The organism is Pseudohalocynthiibacter aestuariivivens (assembly GCF_018457175.1).
Taxonomy (GTDB): Bacteria; Pseudomonadota; Alphaproteobacteria; order Rhodobacterales; family Rhodobacteraceae; genus Pseudohalocynthiibacter; species Pseudohalocynthiibacter aestuariivivens.
On sequence record NZ_JAGFNU010000024.1, the window covers coordinates 1 to 18451 of the forward strand.

The 18451-nt window shown below is 52.7% G+C and carries 18 protein-coding genes, 1 tRNA gene and 2 pseudogenes; 17 read left to right on the plus strand and 4 right to left on the minus strand.

Annotated features, from left to right (window positions below; translation table 11 throughout):
• A pseudogene (locus tag J4E70_RS18525) lies at positions 1-138 on the plus strand (IS30 family transposase); the annotation flags it as partial.
• Between the two features lie 23 nt (positions 139-161).
• Here J4E70_RS18525 and J4E70_RS18530 read toward each other — a convergent pair.
• Positions 162-1079 (minus strand): ketopantoate reductase family protein, encoded by a 918-nt coding sequence (locus J4E70_RS18530; protein WP_213891318.1) that lies wholly within the window; start codon positions 1077-1079, stop codon positions 162-164.
• A 256-nt stretch (positions 1080-1335) separates the two neighbouring features.
• Here J4E70_RS18530 and J4E70_RS18535 point away from each other — a divergent pair, with 256 nt between their 5' ends.
• From J4E70_RS18535 to J4E70_RS18575, 9 genes are all read left to right on the plus strand, one after another.
• Complete coding sequence (locus J4E70_RS18535; protein WP_213891320.1) at positions 1336-1539, plus strand: YgaP family membrane protein; 204 nt, start codon at positions 1336-1338, stop codon at positions 1537-1539.
• A 167-nt stretch (positions 1540-1706) separates the two neighbouring features.
• On the plus strand, positions 1707-2792 hold the full coding sequence (locus J4E70_RS18540; RefSeq protein WP_213891322.1) for a TRAP transporter substrate-binding protein: 1086 nt from the start codon (positions 1707-1709) through the stop codon (positions 2790-2792).
• A gap of 59 nt (positions 2793-2851) precedes the next feature.
• The gene (locus J4E70_RS18545; RefSeq protein ID WP_213891324.1) at positions 2852-3346 is read left to right on the plus strand and encodes a TRAP transporter small permease subunit; all 495 of its coding nucleotides are present in this window, start codon (positions 2852-2854) and stop codon (positions 3344-3346) included.
• Positions 3346-4896 carry a TRAP transporter large permease gene (locus J4E70_RS18550; protein WP_213891326.1) on the plus strand — a complete coding sequence of 517 codons (1551 nt, stop codon included), beginning with the start codon at positions 3346-3348 and terminating at the stop codon, positions 4894-4896. Before J4E70_RS18545 ends, J4E70_RS18550 begins: the two co-directional genes overlap by 1 nt.
• A gap of 473 nt (positions 4897-5369) precedes the next feature.
• A complete protein-coding gene (locus tag J4E70_RS18555) occupies positions 5370-6914 on the plus strand; it encodes a hypothetical protein (protein WP_213891328.1) in 1545 nt (514 codons plus the stop codon).
• 4 nt (positions 6915-6918) lie between these two features.
• Positions 6919-8403, plus strand: a complete 1485-nt coding sequence (locus J4E70_RS18560; protein WP_213891330.1) for a hypothetical protein — start codon at positions 6919-6921, stop codon at positions 8401-8403.
• A 479-nt stretch (positions 8404-8882) separates the two neighbouring features.
• A complete protein-coding gene (locus J4E70_RS18565) occupies positions 8883-9182 on the plus strand; it encodes a transposase (RefSeq protein WP_213891332.1) in 300 nt (99 codons plus the stop codon).
• A 5-nt stretch (positions 9183-9187) separates the two neighbouring features.
• Positions 9188-9625, plus strand: coding sequence for a recombinase family protein (locus J4E70_RS18570; RefSeq protein ID WP_213891334.1), 438 nt, complete (start codon positions 9188-9190; stop codon positions 9623-9625).
• A 17-nt stretch (positions 9626-9642) separates the two neighbouring features.
• The gene (locus J4E70_RS18575; RefSeq protein WP_213891336.1) at positions 9643-10251 is read left to right on the plus strand and encodes a hypothetical protein; all 609 of its coding nucleotides are present in this window, start codon (positions 9643-9645) and stop codon (positions 10249-10251) included.
• Between the two features lie 185 nt (positions 10252-10436).
• Here J4E70_RS18575 and J4E70_RS18580 read toward each other — a convergent pair.
• A tRNA-Tyr gene (locus J4E70_RS18580) sits at positions 10437-10520 on the minus strand.
• 135 nt (positions 10521-10655) lie between these two features.
• Here J4E70_RS18580 and rlmB point away from each other — a divergent pair.
• The 5 genes from rlmB to J4E70_RS18605 all read left to right on the plus strand — a co-directional run bounded on the left by rlmB (position 10656) and on the right by J4E70_RS18605 (position 15512).
• Positions 10656-11435: a 23S rRNA (guanosine(2251)-2'-O)-methyltransferase RlmB gene (gene rlmB / locus J4E70_RS18585; RefSeq protein WP_213891338.1), complete on the plus strand. Its 780-nt coding sequence runs from the start codon at positions 10656-10658 to the stop codon at positions 11433-11435.
• A gap of 311 nt (positions 11436-11746) precedes the next feature.
• On the plus strand, positions 11747-12205 hold the full coding sequence (locus tag J4E70_RS18590) for a YHS domain-containing (seleno)protein (RefSeq protein ID WP_213891340.1): 459 nt from the start codon (positions 11747-11749) through the stop codon (positions 12203-12205).
• 188 nt (positions 12206-12393) lie between these two features.
• Complete coding sequence (locus J4E70_RS18595) at positions 12394-12867, plus strand: CoA-binding protein (protein WP_213891342.1); 474 nt, start codon at positions 12394-12396, stop codon at positions 12865-12867.
• Between the two features lie 312 nt (positions 12868-13179).
• Positions 13180-13953 (plus strand): SDR family oxidoreductase, encoded by a 774-nt coding sequence (locus tag J4E70_RS18600; protein ID WP_343229489.1) that lies wholly within the window; start codon positions 13180-13182, stop codon positions 13951-13953.
• 242 nt (positions 13954-14195) lie between these two features.
• On the plus strand, positions 14196-15512 hold the full coding sequence (locus tag J4E70_RS18605; protein ID WP_213891346.1) for an aspartate aminotransferase family protein: 1317 nt from the start codon (positions 14196-14198) through the stop codon (positions 15510-15512).
• A gap of 7 nt (positions 15513-15519) precedes the next feature.
• Here the strand turns inward: J4E70_RS18605 and J4E70_RS19460 are convergent, their stop codons facing one another.
• A complete protein-coding gene (locus J4E70_RS19460) occupies positions 15520-15786 on the minus strand; it encodes a hypothetical protein (RefSeq protein ID WP_246531867.1) in 267 nt (88 codons plus the stop codon).
• Between the two features lie 6 nt (positions 15787-15792).
• The gene (locus tag J4E70_RS19465; RefSeq protein ID WP_246531868.1) at positions 15793-16527 is read right to left on the minus strand and encodes an FAD-dependent oxidoreductase; all 735 of its coding nucleotides are present in this window, start codon (positions 16525-16527) and stop codon (positions 15793-15795) included.
• A gap of 135 nt (positions 16528-16662) precedes the next feature.
• Between J4E70_RS19465 and J4E70_RS18615 the strand changes: the two are divergent.
• Together J4E70_RS18615 and J4E70_RS18620 are read left to right on the plus strand one after the other, a co-directional pair.
• A pseudogene (locus J4E70_RS18615) lies at positions 16663-16955 on the plus strand (ABC transporter permease); the annotation flags it as partial.
• Between the two features lie 33 nt (positions 16956-16988).
• Positions 16989-18008, plus strand: a complete 1020-nt coding sequence (locus J4E70_RS18620; protein WP_213891347.1) for an extracellular solute-binding protein — start codon at positions 16989-16991, stop codon at positions 18006-18008.
• Positions 18009-18451 lie beyond the last annotated feature (443 nt).

The following is an 18451-nucleotide window of genomic DNA, read 5'->3' on the forward strand; positions in this document are numbered from 1 at the left end:
AAAGGCATTGATATATCGGGCTTTAGTCAAGCCAAACTCAGCGCCGTCGCTGGTCAACTCAACGAGCGACCTCGAAAGACCTTGCAATACCAAACGCCAGCAGAGAAATTTGAAGCATGTGTTGCGGTGATCAGTTGAAACCACAGGGACAAAGGTGCCATTCATCTGCCATTCTTGTGAGGCAGAAGAAGAGCATATAGAGCCGAGTTGATAGGTGCTTCGATACGAGCTTTTTTTGAAATCCTCGCCGCGGCTCCGGATATCCATTCGATCTTAAGAGGGCGGCCATTCTCTAAATCGATCGCCGTTGAGGCTCTCATTTTTGGCGGTAGCGCTAGAGCCGCCAACCAAATTTTATCCTCGATGTTGTCAGGCAATGAAACTCCCAGGACGCGGCCGATAGACGCCGTCTCCGAGACAACTCTCCGGAACAATTCGCTGAGTTGCGGAATAGTTTTGATGTCATTCATCGTGCACCGGCTTGCGGCGGTCACACCGGAGACCGCCGAAAACAGAACGAACTTGGACCAAACATCGCGTTTGATATCATCCGTCGGGGGTGCTGATGACCCCGCCCCGTTAATCGCATTTCTCAAGGCGTCAATGCGCTCTGAAGGTCTGCTATCGCGTTCTGCAAAAGTGAACACATTGAACTCACCCGTTTGCTTGATAACGCCCGGTGAGGCAATTGTTGTCGACACCTGCGCCATCCCGTTTGCAACGTTGTGCTCAGGTAGGATTTCGGCCAGCCTATCTGACGCCTCAACGCCGTTGAGAAATGGTACAACAACAGTGTCGGCACCGAGCATCGGCATGCAAGCCCTTGCAGCAGTATCCAACGCATCACCTTTGACACCGAAGATAATTGCGTCAACCTCCCCGACTTCTGACGGGTTATCTGTCGCGATCCATGGGTGAACGCATTCAACGCCTGACGGGCTGTCAAGCGTCAGCCCATTCTCAGCTATCGATGCAAGATGTGCCCCTCTGGCAATCGTGGCAACCTTATGCCCGCTTTGGGCCAGTTTAACCGCCAAGAATCCTCCGATCCCGCCGGTGGCTAAAGTTGCAAGTCTCATTTGGACCTCCAAAAGACATTCGCGCATTCACTATAGGACGCCGATAGGTCGTGTTTCCACCTAAATGGTGACCAACTTTGATCTTCGGGGCGGCAATGAGATTCTTTCCTAGCGATAATTTAAATCCGCTTCGGGCTTAGAAAAGTCATTCGTTGCAGTCTGCGCCAACGACTACTAAGCGGGACGAAGGAGCCACTTGCCAGATGGTGCTTCGCCGGGTTTACTGAGTGACGGGAGACATCTTGGGAGAAAATCAATGACCGTAGAACGTTCGATCCTTCTAATCGTCGGCCTAATCGTCTTGGGCAGCGCCTTGCTTGCTGCCTTTCATAGCCCGAACTGGCTCTGGCTCAACGGCATCATGGGCGCACATCTCATCCAGGCGTCTTTCACTGGAATCTGTCCCGTGGTCATGACGTTGAAGAAGATGGGACTGCCGACAAAAGCTGGCTTCGCCTGAGGCGATCCTAAGCCAAAGCTGCTGAAGAGCTGACGCCGTGCGGCGTTGCTACGATTACGCTCGCATCAGCGAGACGTTCGAAATGCACATCCCAAACGCATCTGGGACCGCAGAAGACGGCCTCGAAAGAAAACCAACCCCAACCAAATCCAACTAGGAGACAACTCATGGACAGACGTAAATTTCTAGCGGCAGCAGGCGTCAGCACAGCCGCCGCAGCCTTGGCCTCACCGGCCATTGCACAAGACAAACGCCAGTGGAAAATGGTCACCGCTTGGCCAAAGAACCTGCCCGGACCCGGTGTGGCGGCACAAACTCTGGCAGACCGTATCACTACACTGTCGGGTGGCCGGATCGAAGTGAAGCTCTACCCTGCTGGCGAACTGGTTCCCGGGCGTGGTGTGTTTGACGCCGTCAGCGAAGGCACAGCAGAGCTATACCACGCGGTGCCCGCGTACTGGGGATCCAAGTCCAAAGGCATCCTGCTGTTTGGCTCGCAACCATTCGGCCTGCGAGCGGATGAGCAGTTCGGCTGGCTCTACCACGGTGGCGGTCAGGCGCTTTATGACGAGATGTATGGCCGTTTCGGCATCAAGCCGTTCCTGTGTGGTAACTCAGGCCCACAATGGGGCGGTTGGTTCCGCAACGACATCAACTCAGCCGAAGACCTGAAAGGTCTGAAATTCCGCACCACGGGGCTTGCCTCTGAAATGGCGGCGAAACTGGGAATGGCGGCAGAAGCCATGTCCGGCCCCGCGATGTTCCAAGCGCTGCAAACCGGCGCATTGGATGCGGGCGAGTTTATCGGGCCATGGACAGATAGTGCACTTGGCTATCATCAGGTCGCCAAAAACTACTACTGGCCTGGTGTAGGGGAACCGTCCTCAGCCGAGGAATGCGGCGTCAACGCAGAAGCCTATGCAGAGCTGCCCGATGACTTGAAACAGGTTGTCAGCCTCGCCTGCGAAAGCCTCTACAACCCAGTTTGGACTGAATACACGAGCAAACACGCAGCCGCACTGCAAAAGCTGGTCGCCGATGAAGGCGTGCAAGTGAAAATGTTCCCTGAGGGCGTTATCACCGCCATGGGCAAAGCCGCTGCTGAAGTCATCGACGAGTTGCGTCAGGATGATGACGAGCTGGTCAAGCGCATCGCAGAGAGCTTTGTCGCCTACCGCGATTCCGTGGGTAGCTATATGGTCTATGCTGACAACGGCCAGATGAACGCACGCGCTGCGGTCATGGGCTACTAAGAAGACCGCCTGCGCGAAACACCCTTCGCGCAGGCATCACATCGCTTTGGGAGGGGCAGATGGAAAAGCTGGCAAATTCAATTGACGCCTTCAACACCGGCGTCGCCAAACTTGTCCGATGGCTCGCATTGTTCATGGTGCTTGTGCAATTCTCCATCGTCGTCGGGCGCTATGCGTTTGGCTTGAATTCCATCGCAGTTCAAGAAAGCGTGCTTTACATGCATGCGACCCTCTTCATGCTGGGGGCGGGCTATACCCTGCTGGTCGATAAACATGTCCGCGTCGATGTGTTTTATGCCAAGGCCAACCCACAAACCCAAAGACGCATTGATATTTTCGGCCATCTCTTCCTGCTTTTGCCCTCAATGACCGCACTGCTCTACTGGTCTTGGCCTTCAGTGCGCAATTCCTGGAAGATCCTTGAGGGTCCGTTATCTGTCGGCGGCATCGAAGCCGTGTTCCTAATGAAATCGCTGATCCCGGCTTTCTGCATCCTCGTCATGCTTCAGTCCGTATCGCTATTGATCCGGCTCATTCTACAAAGGCCAGCATGATGATCGAATATCTTGACCTCATCATGTTCGCCGCCCTTATGGGCGCGATCCTCATGGGTTTTCCCGTGTCCTTTTCCATCGCTGGCGTTGGCGTGATCTTTGCCTATATCGGCTGGTATACGGGCCATATGGACATCACCCTGCTGGGCGCAATGGGCCAGCGCGTCTTTGGCCTGTTATCCAACAACGTGCTGATCGCTATTCCGCTCTTTGTCCTCATGGGGGCGGTGCTGGAAAAGAGCCGTATCGCAGAAGATCTGCTGGACACGATGGGCCGCCTTTTCGGTCAGCTTCGCGGCGGTTTAGGCATCTCTGTGGTTTTGGTGGGCGCACTTCTGGCCGCCTCAACAGGCATCGTTGGGGCCACTGTTGTTGCGATGGGTATGATTGCACTGCCGACCATGCTTCGCGCGGGATACGATCCGCGCGTCGCCTCGGGTATCGTTTGCACTGCAGGCACGCTTGGGCAGATCATTCCGCCCTCGACCCTGTTGATCATCCTTGCTGATGTCATGTCAAATTCGTTCCAACAGGCACAGTATGAGCAGGGCAAGTTCTCGGTCGAGGCGCTGTCCGTCGGGCAGTTCTTTGCCGCAGCCGTAATCCCCGGCCTGCTGCTGGTCAGCCTCTATTTGATCTACATCCTTCTGCGCGGTTGGATCCGCCCGCAAGACATGCCGCCCGCGCCCGCCGATCTGGCCAAACCTGATCGCGCCGAAGTCATTCGCGCCGTTGTGCCACCGATCCTGCTGATCTTTGCTGTTTTGGGGGCCATTCTGGGAGGAATTGCCACCCCGACCGAAGCCGCCTCTGTGGGGGCCATTGGCGCGCTGCTGATGACGGGTCACAAGATGGGCATCAACCCCAAGCTGATCCTTTTGGGCACGGCTGCCTTCATCGCTCTTGGTATTCTGGGAGGGGCCTTCCCTGTGCGTTTTCAACGCGACGACCTTAGCAATGGCACCTTTGCATTGGGGGTCGTTTACGCAGTGCTGACCATTGTCGGTGCGGTCGCTGTCCTTCTCGCCCTGCGCTCCGCTATCAAAGAGAAAGTCGTGTATGAGGCAATCGGGTCGACCCTCACCATGACGTCAATGATCTTCGCGACAATCCTTTCGGCGGGCATTTTCAGTCTCGTCTTTATCGGCTTGGGCGGCGAAGAGCGTGTTGCGGGGATCCTCAGCAACATGCCCGGCGGCGCAACGGGCGCGCTGGTCTTTTGCATGATCTTCATCTTCTTCCTGGGCTTCTTTCTGGATTTTGTCGAGATCTCGGTCATCGTTCTGCCTCTGGTCACGCCGACACTCATCTTGCTCGGCCATGATCCAATCTGGCTGGGCGTGCTGATCGCCATCAACCTGCAAACCAGCTTCCTGACACCACCATTCGGGTTTTCACTGTTCTACCTGCGCGGGGCCGCGCCAAAAGAGGTCACGACAGGCCACATCTACGCAGGGGTCGTTCCGTTCATCGGAATACAGGCAGTTGGTGTCGTTCTAATCTGGATGCTTCCGGCATTGGCGACATGGTTGCCATCGGTCCTGTTCTGAACCAGCTTTGTTACAGTGGCCTAAATTTTAGGCAGTACAATGGTCGCAATGAACTGCAGTCCAAGAATGTCTGCAATTGGCGGCGGTCTCAATGGCCGCATTCTCTTCTGCTGAGCAGCGTGAATTTTTGAGCTGATGCAGCGAAAATGGCGCTGCGTGCGCACGCAGCAAAAAATTGACACTTCCGAGATGGGCTCGAAGCCGTCTTTCGTTGTGCTTAACATGAAGGGCCGGTAACGCTATTCGAGATCTGCCATTTGACAACGCGCCAAGAGCGTTGAAAGCCGACGTATTGTAACAACCTCCCCAGACCTTCCACAGTGCTTGAAATTAGGATGCTCGAAACCATTATTACTCCCCAACTGACTTTGTGAAAAAGTGCCCAAAGCCCTCTTCTAACGAAACAGATTGGATGCACAGTTTTGGATCGAAGGGTTTTATGCTAGTATTGCAAAGGTTGATTGGGTGGATCAATGTTCAACAAATTTGCATGCACTGTAATAGCGAGCTGTTTAGTTTTTATGGCTCAGGGTTCAATTGCAGCAGGTTCGCTGCTCAATCTGGATGAGTACTGCCGTTCTCTCTACGGCCCAAACGCAATCCAATCAGTTTCGCGGTTGGATAATGGCTTGCTTTGCACCATCCAGACCGATGACGGTTTAGGTCTTACCCACTACAAGTTTGAAGCAGCAGATGCCTGCTTGGCCGAATTTGGTTCTGCCGACTATCGGCGAGAAGCCGAATTGGTGCTTTGTGTTGAGTCCGGCAACACAAGTGGTGCGATGCAAAGTTCCCAAGTCAACTTGGAAGAGATTTGCGCATCAAATTTTGGAGTGAATGCGTCCCTTACCCAAAACACATTAACGGGTGAGCCGATGTGTACAGTTCAAACCGATGGCGGTTTAGGATTGCTGCACCATAAAGTTGACACTGCAACTCTTTGCCCATCAGGACTGTTTCCAGGGGCAGTTGCAGGGGGTATGCTCACATGTGGACTCACCCAAAGCGCTACCGATTTGGGTAACGGAACTGGGCAAGATGCCAGTGGAAATTCGTCTGGCGCAGTGGAAATTCCAGACCCGGAAGGCACTGACTCTTCCCAAAAAGATCCAGTCGAAAACGGCTTATCCGACCCAAGTTCAAACACCGCTTCTAGCAGCGGATCTAGTTCTGTCACCCCCGCGATAGGAGACGAGCCGGAGGTCACGGAGCAAACTACCGAGCTACAATCCGATTGGGTGCATTCCGGCATATGGGGGTACACTTATGATGGAGGGTATCTTGGGTTCCCGCTGGAAATTCGGATTGAAAGAGATGGCGACAAAGTAAGAGGCATCATTGAGCGTGTTAGAAATTTTCCCTATGGGAGCAAGGTGCTTACCTTGGAGGAATTCAATGAAATAGCTGATTACTTCTCGAACCCGGAAGACCCACTTCGTGGGGCGTTGTTTTTTAGTGGGATGGCAAGGCCGGGGAGGGTTCTATTCGAGGGCATTTTAAACGGTAACAGAATTAGCGGCCGAGAACGGCTTAACATCGCAATGCCCGGCTACGACGACGAATTTCTATGCCACCATGAACTAGATAGCGAACTCGACCATTCAACAGAATCTTGGGCAGTGTTTGAAGGGTCTGTTGACGACGAAGGAATAAAGATTCCGATCGTAGCAAAAGTTATTGAGTATGACGTCGATCCAACAACTGGATTCGCTAAGAATTGCCGCCTCAATGTAACTGAACAAAAAATTTACACCGCGCTGTTTTTCCAAACGCCCCAGGTCGAACAGATAATTCTGGTAGAAGCAGACCCACCATACAAACCTGTTGACGTGGCTGAGGTGGGTCAAAAGCTTCGCCTCAAAATACTGATCAATGAGGAAGCACCCGGCCATGAAGTTGGGGCAACGGTGAACTCAAATGAACACCCTATTTCGCTGACAGCTACTTGTGGGTCCGACCTGATTTCAGACCCCAAAATTTGTTTGACACCTGTATTTGTTCTGAGCCTGGAGGATTAATGTGATGGCTGGATCAGCAATGCTTGTTCCCCGGTTTCTGACGGTGTCACGGATGGCTATTGCAGTTCTTTTTCTGAATTGCATTGTTCCGCAGGCATCTATGGCCGACGGAAACGACCAGAAACTACCTGCGGGCGATCAAATTGACGTCACAGCCGGAGGTGTCGATGAAACCTTCGAGGTTAAAGGTATCGATTCCAGCGTCGATGTGGAGCTCGATTTTTTAAGCATCTGGCCGTCACTCCACGAGACACTTCCAGATTGGATTAGCCCGTCAGAACCCGGCCAGGACATTACTTCGGATTCATTGGAAAGGCCAAACGCACCGGTTATTTTCGCCTATGGCGAACAACAATGCGCGCAGGAAGTGCTTAACATTCTCAGAATAGGAATTTCGTCAGAAGCTATTGAGCAGGGTGCTAAATCTGCCGTGACCACATCGCTAAGTGTCGCGAGCTTCGTCCTGTCCGGGTTTTCGGTGCCCGGGGCCGCCGCAGTCGACTTCATTTCAGATGCCGTGGAGGTTGTTTTAGAGTCCGATTCAGCAGAGGAATTCGCAGAAAACTTGGCTAAGTATGTTTTTTCAGAAGCCGTTAAGAAGGGAATTGAAGAAGTTGGGGATTTAGATGGTTTTCTAAAAGAATTAATCGACAAATCAGTCGATGGTTTGTTTGAAGAACTTTCAGAATTTGTTGAACCGGAATCCACACAGTATCAAACCACTTTTACACTGCCAAACTGTGGCGATATTGACATAATTTACCAAATGTTTGCCCAGCACCCTAAAATTCCCAGAAACACACTTCCAGCATCCGTTGTGATGGCAGCATCCGGTAACTGCCGTGGAAACGATGGCAGGTTTGCAAGGCTCTACGAATTTTTAATTGCTGCAGAGTATGAAGTTCGCCCTACAACGCGAAGGAGGGGGCCTCGTCATAACGTGATTGTTCTGCGCGCTGACAGCCCGCAAATATATGTCGAGGCAAATTGCAAAGCGTACGCGGAATTTTCTATCGATCCAGCAACAACCGAGTGGAATGGGTTTGATCGACCGAGCTGGGTTGATGACGAGATTGTCAAAGCGCCAGATTGGACCGGTTTTGACCGGGCCTGCTACGACATGATCCAGAAAGAATATGATGATTGGTGGGTTGCCAGACGAAATTACAACCAAGCGGTTTTGGTAATCGAGCAGTTAGATTCTGAGCGTTCACGATGGGGGCGTGGCCTTGAAGAGGAACTCCAAAATGGTGCATCGGAAAGCTTGCAGGCCGACTACCGCGCAAAGATTGAAGATTTGACAGAAAGGTTTGAGCGAGAATTCGAGGCTTTGCCAAATTGGGACGGGCAACGTCGGCGTGCGACACAAACTTTGATCCCTGTCGTACAAGAGTGCGTCGATCAACTGACGCAATCGAAAAGAGGCGAGAAAACCGTTTTCGGAGAAAAGTTGTTGCGCTATTTGAATACTATACCATTACCGCAGTAGCTCGTTCTGAGCCGCGTCACTTCTAGCAACTCTAGACTTCTTCACCAGGCCTTTTGGTTGGATGCGTCGAACTGCTAGGCACTCCGCCATCCGCGCCGTGCAACCTACAACCATTCCATGCGGCGCAAACGATGAATTCCTCCTCGCCGCAACCGTTCAGAATCTCCGAAAACTGATCAAGATCTTTCCTGCACCGCAAAAACACGAACATCCTGATTGAGAACGCGTTCGAACCCTCGCTTAACTATTGCGATGGGAGACGAACCTAAACTTCAGTGGGCCTGACACAATATGCAGTTCTTGCCAACGAATTATGGAGGTCTTTTTGTGCGTATTTCGCCCGTTCGATTCGGCGTAGCAATTCGTTGAATGGGCTCAAACCGGAATTTCGCTGCGCGGATCACGAAGGGCTGGCACACGGATGTGTCTTAGCCCCCTAAAACTGAGCCACTATTTGAGTGTCACAGGAGGAAGAAGGGATGGCTCGGAAACGGTATTCGGATGAGGATGCGCTGAAGATATTGCGCGAGATTGACGTACATCTGCATGATGGTTTGGATGTTGTGAGCGCGTGTCGCAAGGCGGGCATATCGGACAAGACATATTACTACTGGCGCAAGAAGTTTGGCGGGATGGGGCGGCCTCAACTGTCTGAGATGAGGGCGCTTCAGAAAGAGAATGAGCGGCTGAAGAAGATTGTCGCTGACTTGCAGCTCGACAAGCTGATCCTGAAGGAGAGCTTGGATCATTTAAAGCCCAAGGCCTGGCAGAACGACTGAATGAATTGGGCGTCGTTAGCAAACGCCGGACCGACCGACATGGACGTGTCACCGGTGGCGCTGCCTTCTCGCACGGCGCACTCTACAACATCCTGCGCAACCCGATCTACATCGGTAAAACCCGTCACAAGGAAGACCTGCATGAAGGACTTCACGAGGCAATCATTGATGATGCCACATGGCAATTGGTTCGGACGCAACTGGCGGATCATGGCGGCAAGACAATCAGTTCGGTGCGCCGAAGTGCAAGTTGTCTTCTGGACGGTGTTCTGTTTGATTCCAAGGATCGGGCAATGCATACCACCTATGCCAGCAAATCGGTGCACCAAGACGGAACATTTCGCACGAAGCGATACGGTATTACACATTGCCACTGCATGGTTCAGAGGACAAATCCCGGGTGGAACGTTTGCCTGCGAAAGAACTTGAGCGCGTGGTTCTGAAAGGCTTTAGGGACCACTTGTCCGATGCCCGCTGGCTGGCGGATCAAATGAAGGGCGTTGAGAGCAAAACGACTTTGGTTGCGGATATCTTGCGCGCTTTAGATCTGCGGGAGTTGAGTTTTGATGGGCCCGAAGACGCCGCCTCAGAACAAACCTTCCAAAAAATCGTAAACAGAATTAGTGCGCAGACGGGCATGTTGCACATCTCGATCAATCTCGCTGCGTTGCTGGAGCCACAAATCCCATGCGATCCAATTCCGGCCAGTTTTGAAATTCCGTTCCAAAAGCGGCAGAACAGTCGTGCCAAACTGATCGTCATTGCGGCAAAAGATGCGCCGCAACAGGATCCGGATCTCATCGCTCTTATTGCAGACGCAAGACGATGGGCACGCGAGTTGCTTGAGGGAAAAGCGTCCTCCATTCAGCAAATCACCGAGCGGGAAGATTTGCGCAGCGGGATGGTCAGCCGCATTCTCCCACTCGCCTGGCTGGCGCCGAACATCTCGACAGCAATCTTAGAAGGCCGACAGCCATCACATCTCAGCGCAAAAACGCTTCGCGATCTTCCTGAGCTCCCACTGGACTGGGCGAAACAACGCCAGATCCTTGAATTCCCGCACGTCTGAGAGTGCGGCGAGAGCGTCAAGACCTCACTCGCAATTGCCTCGCTGAGACTTTCCCGGAAATAGCCTTAAAACCGCTTAGATGAGAGATAAAAAGTGAGGTCTCTGGCGTCTCACGGTCCCGTAAGCGGCAGAAATATAACACTAATTCAAGTGAGTGCGAAAACGGCGGTTTAGGGGGGGGAGAGTGGTGGGCGACCCTGGAATCGAACCAGGCGTGCGTCTCCGCGAGGGAGTTACAGTCCCCTGCCACACCTTGCGGCCTGTCGCCCATCCGGCGGGCGTTGACCCGTTCGAATGGGGCGTTGGATACCCTCAGCATACGGACCCGTCAACAGGAAAATCTCTTGCACAGGTCAGATGTGCAGCGCATTGTCCGGCGCGCATAGTATGAGGACATTCGTGTAATGAAAAAACCCAAATGGGTCATCGAAAAAGAACAGGCGCGGCGCGCCTCTTCAGCGCTGACGGTATGGCTGTTTGGCCTCCACGCAGTTCGCGACGCTTTGCTCAATCCCCGTCGCGAAAAATTGCGCTTGATGGTGACAAAAAACGCAAGTGACAAATTGGTGGCCGAGATTGAAACAAGCGGTATCGAACCTGAAATTGTCGATCCTCGAAAGTTTGATGCCCCGCTTGATCCACAATCTGTGCACCAGGGGGCCGCGCTTGAAGTCAAGCCGCTTAACTGGGGTTCTATAGAAGACTGCTGCATGGCTGCGGACGGTCAGGCACCAAGGGTTGTTTTGCTTGATCGGGTAACTGACCCTCATAATGTCGGGGCAATTCTGCGGTCTGCCGAAGTTTTCGGTGCCCAAGCGGTTATTGCGCCAGCGCGCCACGCCGCACCTGAAACAGGGGCGCTTGCAAAAACAGCGTCTGGCGCACTTGAACGGCAACCCTATTTGCGGGTCCGCAATCTCGCTGATGCAATCGAGACGTTGCAAAAAATGGGATATCTGGTTCTGGGACTTGATGGGGAGGCAGAAAACGAGATTTCGGATGCGGTGGCAGGAAAGCGAAATCGCCCGATCGCTCTCGTCCTTGGTGCAGAGGGCCCGGGGCTGCGCGAGAAAACCAAAGAGACCTGCGATGCTCTCGTGAAAATTGCTTTCCACGGAGGTTTTGGTTCGCTCAACGTTTCGAACGCCGCTGCAGTTGCGCTCTACGCCACATCTCAGTCTTAAGTTTGAGGTGCGTTCGCACCACGTTTTTTCGCTCGTCCTGCGAATGTGTGCGCCACATGCGGAAAACTTGTAGGGCAAGGAAATTTTCTTTCATTATTCCCTAAATATCCCCGCGCGGAGCGCAGGCCCGAGCCTCTTTGAGGCGAGATAAAAGCCGTGGCGCTTTAGCGCCTCCGATCTGGTTGAAACACTTTTCCATGCGAACAGATGAATAGGCTATTCGGACACTGTTTTCACAGTTTTGTTAACGGGGTGTTCAGCTTGTTTTTTTGGTTTATTTTTATGTGGAACACCAACCAAGGAGAAATCTCATGACCAATCGGCGCGCATTTTTAGGATTGCTAGTGGCTTTGCCGGTTGTCGGAACCATTGTGAGACCGGCTCTTGCATCATCTCCAGAGGTTTTTGCAACGGATGGTGTCGCAATAAATGGATATGATCCGGTTGCCTATTTTTCCCAATCTGCTCCGGTTCTTGGCGATGAAACACATGCACTGATCTGGAGAGGCGCGACCTGGTATTTTTCAAGTGCAAACAACATGGTGCGTTTTGAAGCTAACCCCGAATTATTTGCACCGCAGTACGGTGGTTATTGTGCATTTGCAGTTTCAAAGGGTGCAACGGCGTCAACAGTGCCAGAGGCCTGGACGATACACGAAGAAAAGCTATACCTGAACTACAGCCTTCCGGTTCGCGAAATATGGCGCGGGGATATTCCCGGAAATATTGGTAAAGCGGATGCCAATTGGCCCGGGGTGTTGGACACATAGGCAGATTTCCTCCTGCTTGATCACAAGTTTATGACCTCCCCTTCAAAATGTCGGATTAACCCCTATCTGATAAAAGAGACGCAATCTTGGAACCTTGTGTTTCTCTTTACTGTCCCTCGTTCCGTGACTGGCGCCCGGCATTTTGTCCGGGCGCTTTTTTCTTTTGATCAGAGTTGATACAGGGAACTATGACTTACTCTGATACGCATCTAAAACAAATACTTCAGCGGACCCGGATTATCGTCTGTGTTGGCATGTCGCCTAATCCCATTCGTCCGAGCAATTATGTTGGCCGTTACCTGTCGCTTCGGGGGTATCGAGTTATTCCTGTTAACCCGGGCCATGCTGGCAAGCAATTGTTTGGTGAAACGGTGCAGCCGGATCTTGCAAGCATTCCAAAGGACTGTGCTGTCGATATGGTAGATATCTTCCGCCGTTCTGAATCCGTACCAGCGATTGTTGATGAAGCGATCGAGAGCTTGCCAGAGCTAAAGACAGTCTGGATGCAAATTGGTGTGGAACACGCAGCCTCTGCAGCTGTTGCCGAAGCAGCTGGTTTAACGGTGATACAAAACCGATGCCCGAAGATTGAGTATCAACGCCTATTCTCTGAGCTGCGGATGGGGGGCTTCAATACTGGAATCATTTCGTCAAAGCTTTGAAGATAAGACACGAAGGCTAACCAAAAGCTCAAAAGCTTCGCCGCCTTTTTGTCAAAGAAGTTTCGCTTAGTTCGTCATTCGTCATTGAATTTACCTGCGCCCCAAAACAGGGAATTTACAGAAGCTGTCCTGCGACACCGTATATATCTACAGAATACATTCGTGGGTAATCCTCGGCGTTATGCTGCGGAAAGATGCAAAAAACGATGCAGCATATGGGATGCTCGCGGAACGGATTTGGTCTGAGCAGCATGACAGGTCACTGTTGAGATGGTACCACCACTTCAGTTTTTCTATTTTCGGAGGGATGACGTGTCAGACACCTCGCCTTTTTCACTCGCAGGTCAGGATGCTTTGATAACGGGTAGCAGCAGCGGGTTGGGATTCGAAGTTGCCCAATTGTTTGCCCGTTCAGGTGCGCGTGTCTTCATCAATGGGCGCTCTGAAGACCGGGTGAGGGGAGCGGTTGAAAAAATCGCTAGCGCTGGCGGCATCGCCTTTCCGCTGGTCTTTGATGTCTCCGATACGCGACAGATGGCTGACGCGTTTGAACGTCTGAAAAATGTCATTGGAAAGCTGGACATTCTGGTGAACAACGTTGGGATGCGTGATCGTCGCGCGTTTGCAGAGTTCGATGCAGAGTCAGTTCGTCGTTTGCTCGATGCTGATCTTGTCGCTCCGTTCCTGTTGGCACAAAAGGTGTCTGAATTAATGATTGCACATCAGACGCGCGGCCGGATCGTTAATATATCTTCTATTGCCGGGCTTATCGCCCAGTCAGGCGATGCGGCTTATACAATGGCGAAGTCTGGGTTGAACGGCCTGACACGGGCATTGGCTGCTGAACTTGGTCCGAAAGGTATAAATGTGAACGCAGTTGCGCCGGGGTTTTTCAAAACAGATCCAAACCGAGATGCCGTGGCCGACCCAGAAGTTGCAGCGTGGCTTGCGCGGCGCACATCGGTTGGCCGATGGGGCGAGCCGCACGAGTTGGCGCCAGCGGTATTGTTTTTGGCGTCGCCCGCTGCGTCCTATATCTCGGGCCAGATACTCGCGGTCGATGGCGGTTATCTTGCCCACTACTAAACGAATTTAAGCAACGACCATCTGTGGCCGCCACCAAAAAAAGCGGTCGAACTGAGAAATTAAATGTTCCTGCAATTTTATGATACTGAGCAGCTTCATCTGACTGGTCCAATTGATTTGAAAACAATATAGAGTTGTCAGATGGCAGGATCACCCGGACAATGCCGAAACCGTCACCCTTGCCGTAGCGGAGGGCCAGTCATTGGGCCTCTGTCCAGCCACATCAGAAAAGGCCGCTTGACATGAGCCATGTATTCCCGCGCCACAGTAAGCTGAACCCGCCAACCGCTGTAAGTGGGGAAGGGTGCTATTTGATAGATGCCAGCGGAAAACGCTATTTTGACTCTGGCGATGCCGCGGTTTCCTGCCTTGGTCACAGTGATGTTGAAGTAACCAAAGCCATCAAAGCGCAGCTTGATAAGCTCGCATTTGCGCACACCGGGTTTTTTACCTCTGAACCGGCCGAAGAACTTGCCGATCTTTTAGTTGCAAATGCACCGGAGGGAATTGAACGGGTGTATTTCGTGTCGGGGGGGTCAGAAGCTACAGAAGCAGCGATCAAACTTGCCCGCCAATATCACGTTGAGAAGGGTGAACCGCAAAGACGTCACCTGATCGCCCGCAAGCAAAGCTATCATGGCAATACAATCGGCGCGCTGTCAGCAGGCGGAAACGAGTGGCGACGTCAGCAATTCGCACCTTTGCTGATTGAAGTCAGCCACATTTCACCCTGTTACGAATATGTTCTGCGAGGCGAGGCTGAAAGTGCAGAAGCCTACGGTTTGCGTGCTGCGCAGGAGCTGGAAGATGAAATCCTACGCCTTGGCCCGGACACGGTTATGGCATTTATGGCGGAACCCGTAGTTGGTGCAACGTTGGGTGCCGTTCCTGCTGTTGAAGGGTACTTCAAACGCATCCGGGAAATTTGCGATCAATATGGTGTGCTTTTGATCCTTGACGAAGTGATGTGCGGTATGGGGCGGACCGGGTATCTCTTTGCTTGTGAAGCTGACGGAGTTTCGCCAGATATCCTGTGCATCGCAAAAGGGTTGGGGGCCGGATACCAACCGATTGGCGCCATGCTGTGCAGCGGTGAAATTTACGACACGATTGCGAACGGAACCGGTTTTTTCCAACACGGACATACCTATATTGGCCATCCGGTTGCGACGGCGGCAGGATTGGCCGTGGTGCGTGCGCTTCTAGATCGGGGCCTGATGAGCCGCGTGACGACAATGGGCGAAAAGCTACGGTCAGCTTTGGTATCAGCCTTTGGTCAGCACCCGAATATCGGTGACATTCGCGGGCGGGGGTTGTTTATCGGCTTGGAAATCGTCGCGAACCGAGAGACGAAAGCCCCCTTTGATCCGTCGTTGGGGATAGCTGGGAAAATGAAAAAAGCGGCTTTCGCTGAAGGTCTGGTGTGTTACCCGATGTCCGGAACCCGCGACGGCAAAAACGGTGACCACGTTTTGCTGGCACCGCCCTTTATCATGACCGAAGAACAGATTCCCGATATTGTAGAGCCACTTCGCAAGGCGCTTTCAAAGGTTCTGTAAGAGGCGTTCAATACTTTGCCAGTTCTGTGATTTCACGGCGGAACGAAAGGGCATCACCAATGTATTCACCGTCTAACTCGCGTGCGTAACGATGCCCCGCGCAGGTAGACCACGCAATAGGGCCGGAGGCTTCGGCGTCACCAAACAGTTTTACAGATTTTATACCTGCATTGGCCCAGTCTGGCTCCCGCGCTTTCAGATTGTAATAAACTTCGTCGTTCCCAACACGCGAAGCGACCATAACCACAGCGTCAGCCGCGTATTTACCTGTCATGTCGGTTTAGGCACAATTGCTGACAACGTGGTCAGTGTCAATTTCTGTAACGCCGCGGTTCAGCACGATGTCGACACCCATCCTAGCAAGCCGGGCGTGAATCGAGGCCTGCTCCAGCGTGTTGTTTGTCCAGTCCGAAACGAAAGCGGACGGTGTAATCAGTGTAACCTTGGCACCGTTCTGGGCCAGCAATTCGGCAAGCACACCGCCCATATAGTAGTGATCATCATCATAGATCACGACATTGCCCGAAAGCACGGTGCCATCCATCAGATCATCGGGGGTATAGATCTTCATTTCGGGATTAATCGTCATTCGCACAACGTGCTGGCGTGACACACCATCGCGCCGCCAGGTTGCCCCGGTTGCAAGCGCCACGTTCTCAAATCCGAACTCCATAATGTCGTCGGCGCTGAGGTTGCTATCGAAATAGGTTTCTACATTGGCGCGCTGGCTTAGCTGGTATTCACGGTTATCCTTGACACGGCCCCATGCGGACAAACCGGGCAGTTTGCTTTCACGCGCAACGCGACCGCCAAGTTCTGTTCCGGCCTCAGCAATCGCAACATCATACCCCCGACGGCAGAGCGCCCATGCCGCTTCGAGCCCGGCAGGGCCAGAACCGACAACCAGTACATTGCTGCTGTCGCCCTTCTTATTCATGATCTCGGGATGCCAGCCTTTGCGCCATTCCTCCATGAATATAGGGTTTTGAGTGCAACGGCTGATTAACATGGTCATGTCGCCGGTAATGCAGATGTTGCAGCCGATGCATTCACGAATGTAGTCTATCCTGCCTTCTTCTACCTTCTTCGGAAGGAACGGGTCGGCGATGGATGGACGGGCGCAACCGATGAAATCCAGAACGCCGGATTTGATTTGTTTGACTGTGCCACAAAGGCAAAGGCATTCCGACGTATACTTATGCCGCTAATGATGCCGGGGATCATTTCTGGCTTTCTGCTGGCGTTTATCGTGTCACTCGATGATTTTATCATCACGAACTTTGTGAAAGGCGCCGGGGTTGAAACCCTTCCGACCGCGATTTTTGGTTCGGTCAAACAGGGGCTGAACCCAACATCATGGCGATCTCGACCATGTTGCTGTCCATCTCGGTTGTGATGGTCACGATCTCTTACTTCGTTAGCAAATCCGACAATACAAAATAAACCCAACAAATGGGGGACCATACGAAAACTCTGATGAAAACCACCGCGACTGCGATCACGCTCTGCCTTGGCGCGCAGGCTGTCGCGGCCGAAGAGAAACTCGTGATCTATCACTGGTTCGAATACATCCCGCAGGAACTGCTGGATAAGTTTGCAGCCGAAACAGGTATCGAAATCACGATGGATACCTACGACAGTAACGAAGCCATGTTGGCGAGCCTGAAGGCCGGGGCCATAGGAACCTATGATGTGGCAGTACCCGGCGACTCTATGGTGTCAATCATGGCGGGCGAGGGCCTGCTGGACACCATCGCAGAGGGCGAACTGGCCAACAAAGGCAATATCGCACCAGAATGGGCTGACCCGAGTTTTGATCCGGGGCGCATGCATTCCATTCCATATCAGTGGGGGTCGACATCCTTTGCCGTGAATCGCGATGTTTTTCAGGGCGATATCAACACGACAGACATTCTGTTCAGTCCGCCACCAGAGCTTTCCGGGCGCATCAACATGCTAGACAGCCAGGGCGAAGTGATGGCCATGACCTCGCTGCATATGGGGATGGCGCAATGCTCGAATGACCGCGACAAGCTGCGCGCGCTGAACGACATGCTGCAAGAAGCCAAGGGGCACTGGGCATCTTTCGACTCGGATACTGCGAAAGAAGTGCTGGTTTCTGGTGATGCGGCTGTAGGGCAGATTTACGATGGTTTCGGCGCAAAGGCCCGCGAAGAGGGGGCAAACATTGAATATGCCTTCCCAACGCAGGGGTATGTGGTCTGGATGGACAATGTCGTTTTGCTTAAAGACGCGCCCAACCGTGCGAATGCGCTCAAGTTCATGGACTTCCTGCTTGAGCCCGAGAATATCGCAGCGGTATCAAACTATGCGCGTTACGGTTCTGGCGTAAGCAGTGTCTCTGAATATCTTGACCCGGCACTTGCCACCTTGCCAGAGTCAAACCCGCCAGCAGAGGCCGGGGCAGGGGTCTTCATCGAGGTCTGCGATCAGGAAACACAGCCGGTCTACGATCAGATTTGGACAAACCTGTAGAAATAGTTTTCCGAGCTTGTTAAGCAGAACCCGCCAGCCACTATGGTTGGCGGGTTTTCCATTTATTTTCCATTTATATAGGGCAACGGGCAGAGCGAAGGAATCGACCGAAAAGCGTCACGCCACACGCATCAATTGATTCTGGATATATTCGAAACCGAAGTAAAACCGTGCCACCACCGGGCCGTCATTCCGGAATCTGCAGCGGCAGCGTCCGTTGGTTCGGCGGAATATCACCAAAAAATCTAATGAATACGGTTAACGGAAAAAAACTTTCATATTTGAGCAGAAAACCTCTTGCGACTCTTTGCGTGTGGGCCTAAACACCACTTCACCGAGGCGGCGGCGACGTTGTTTTGGTCTGGCGGACTGGCCTTATGGTTAGGAAGTCTGGAAATAAATCAGAGGTTATGCGGGCTGGCGGCACCAACGAAGAATGGTGC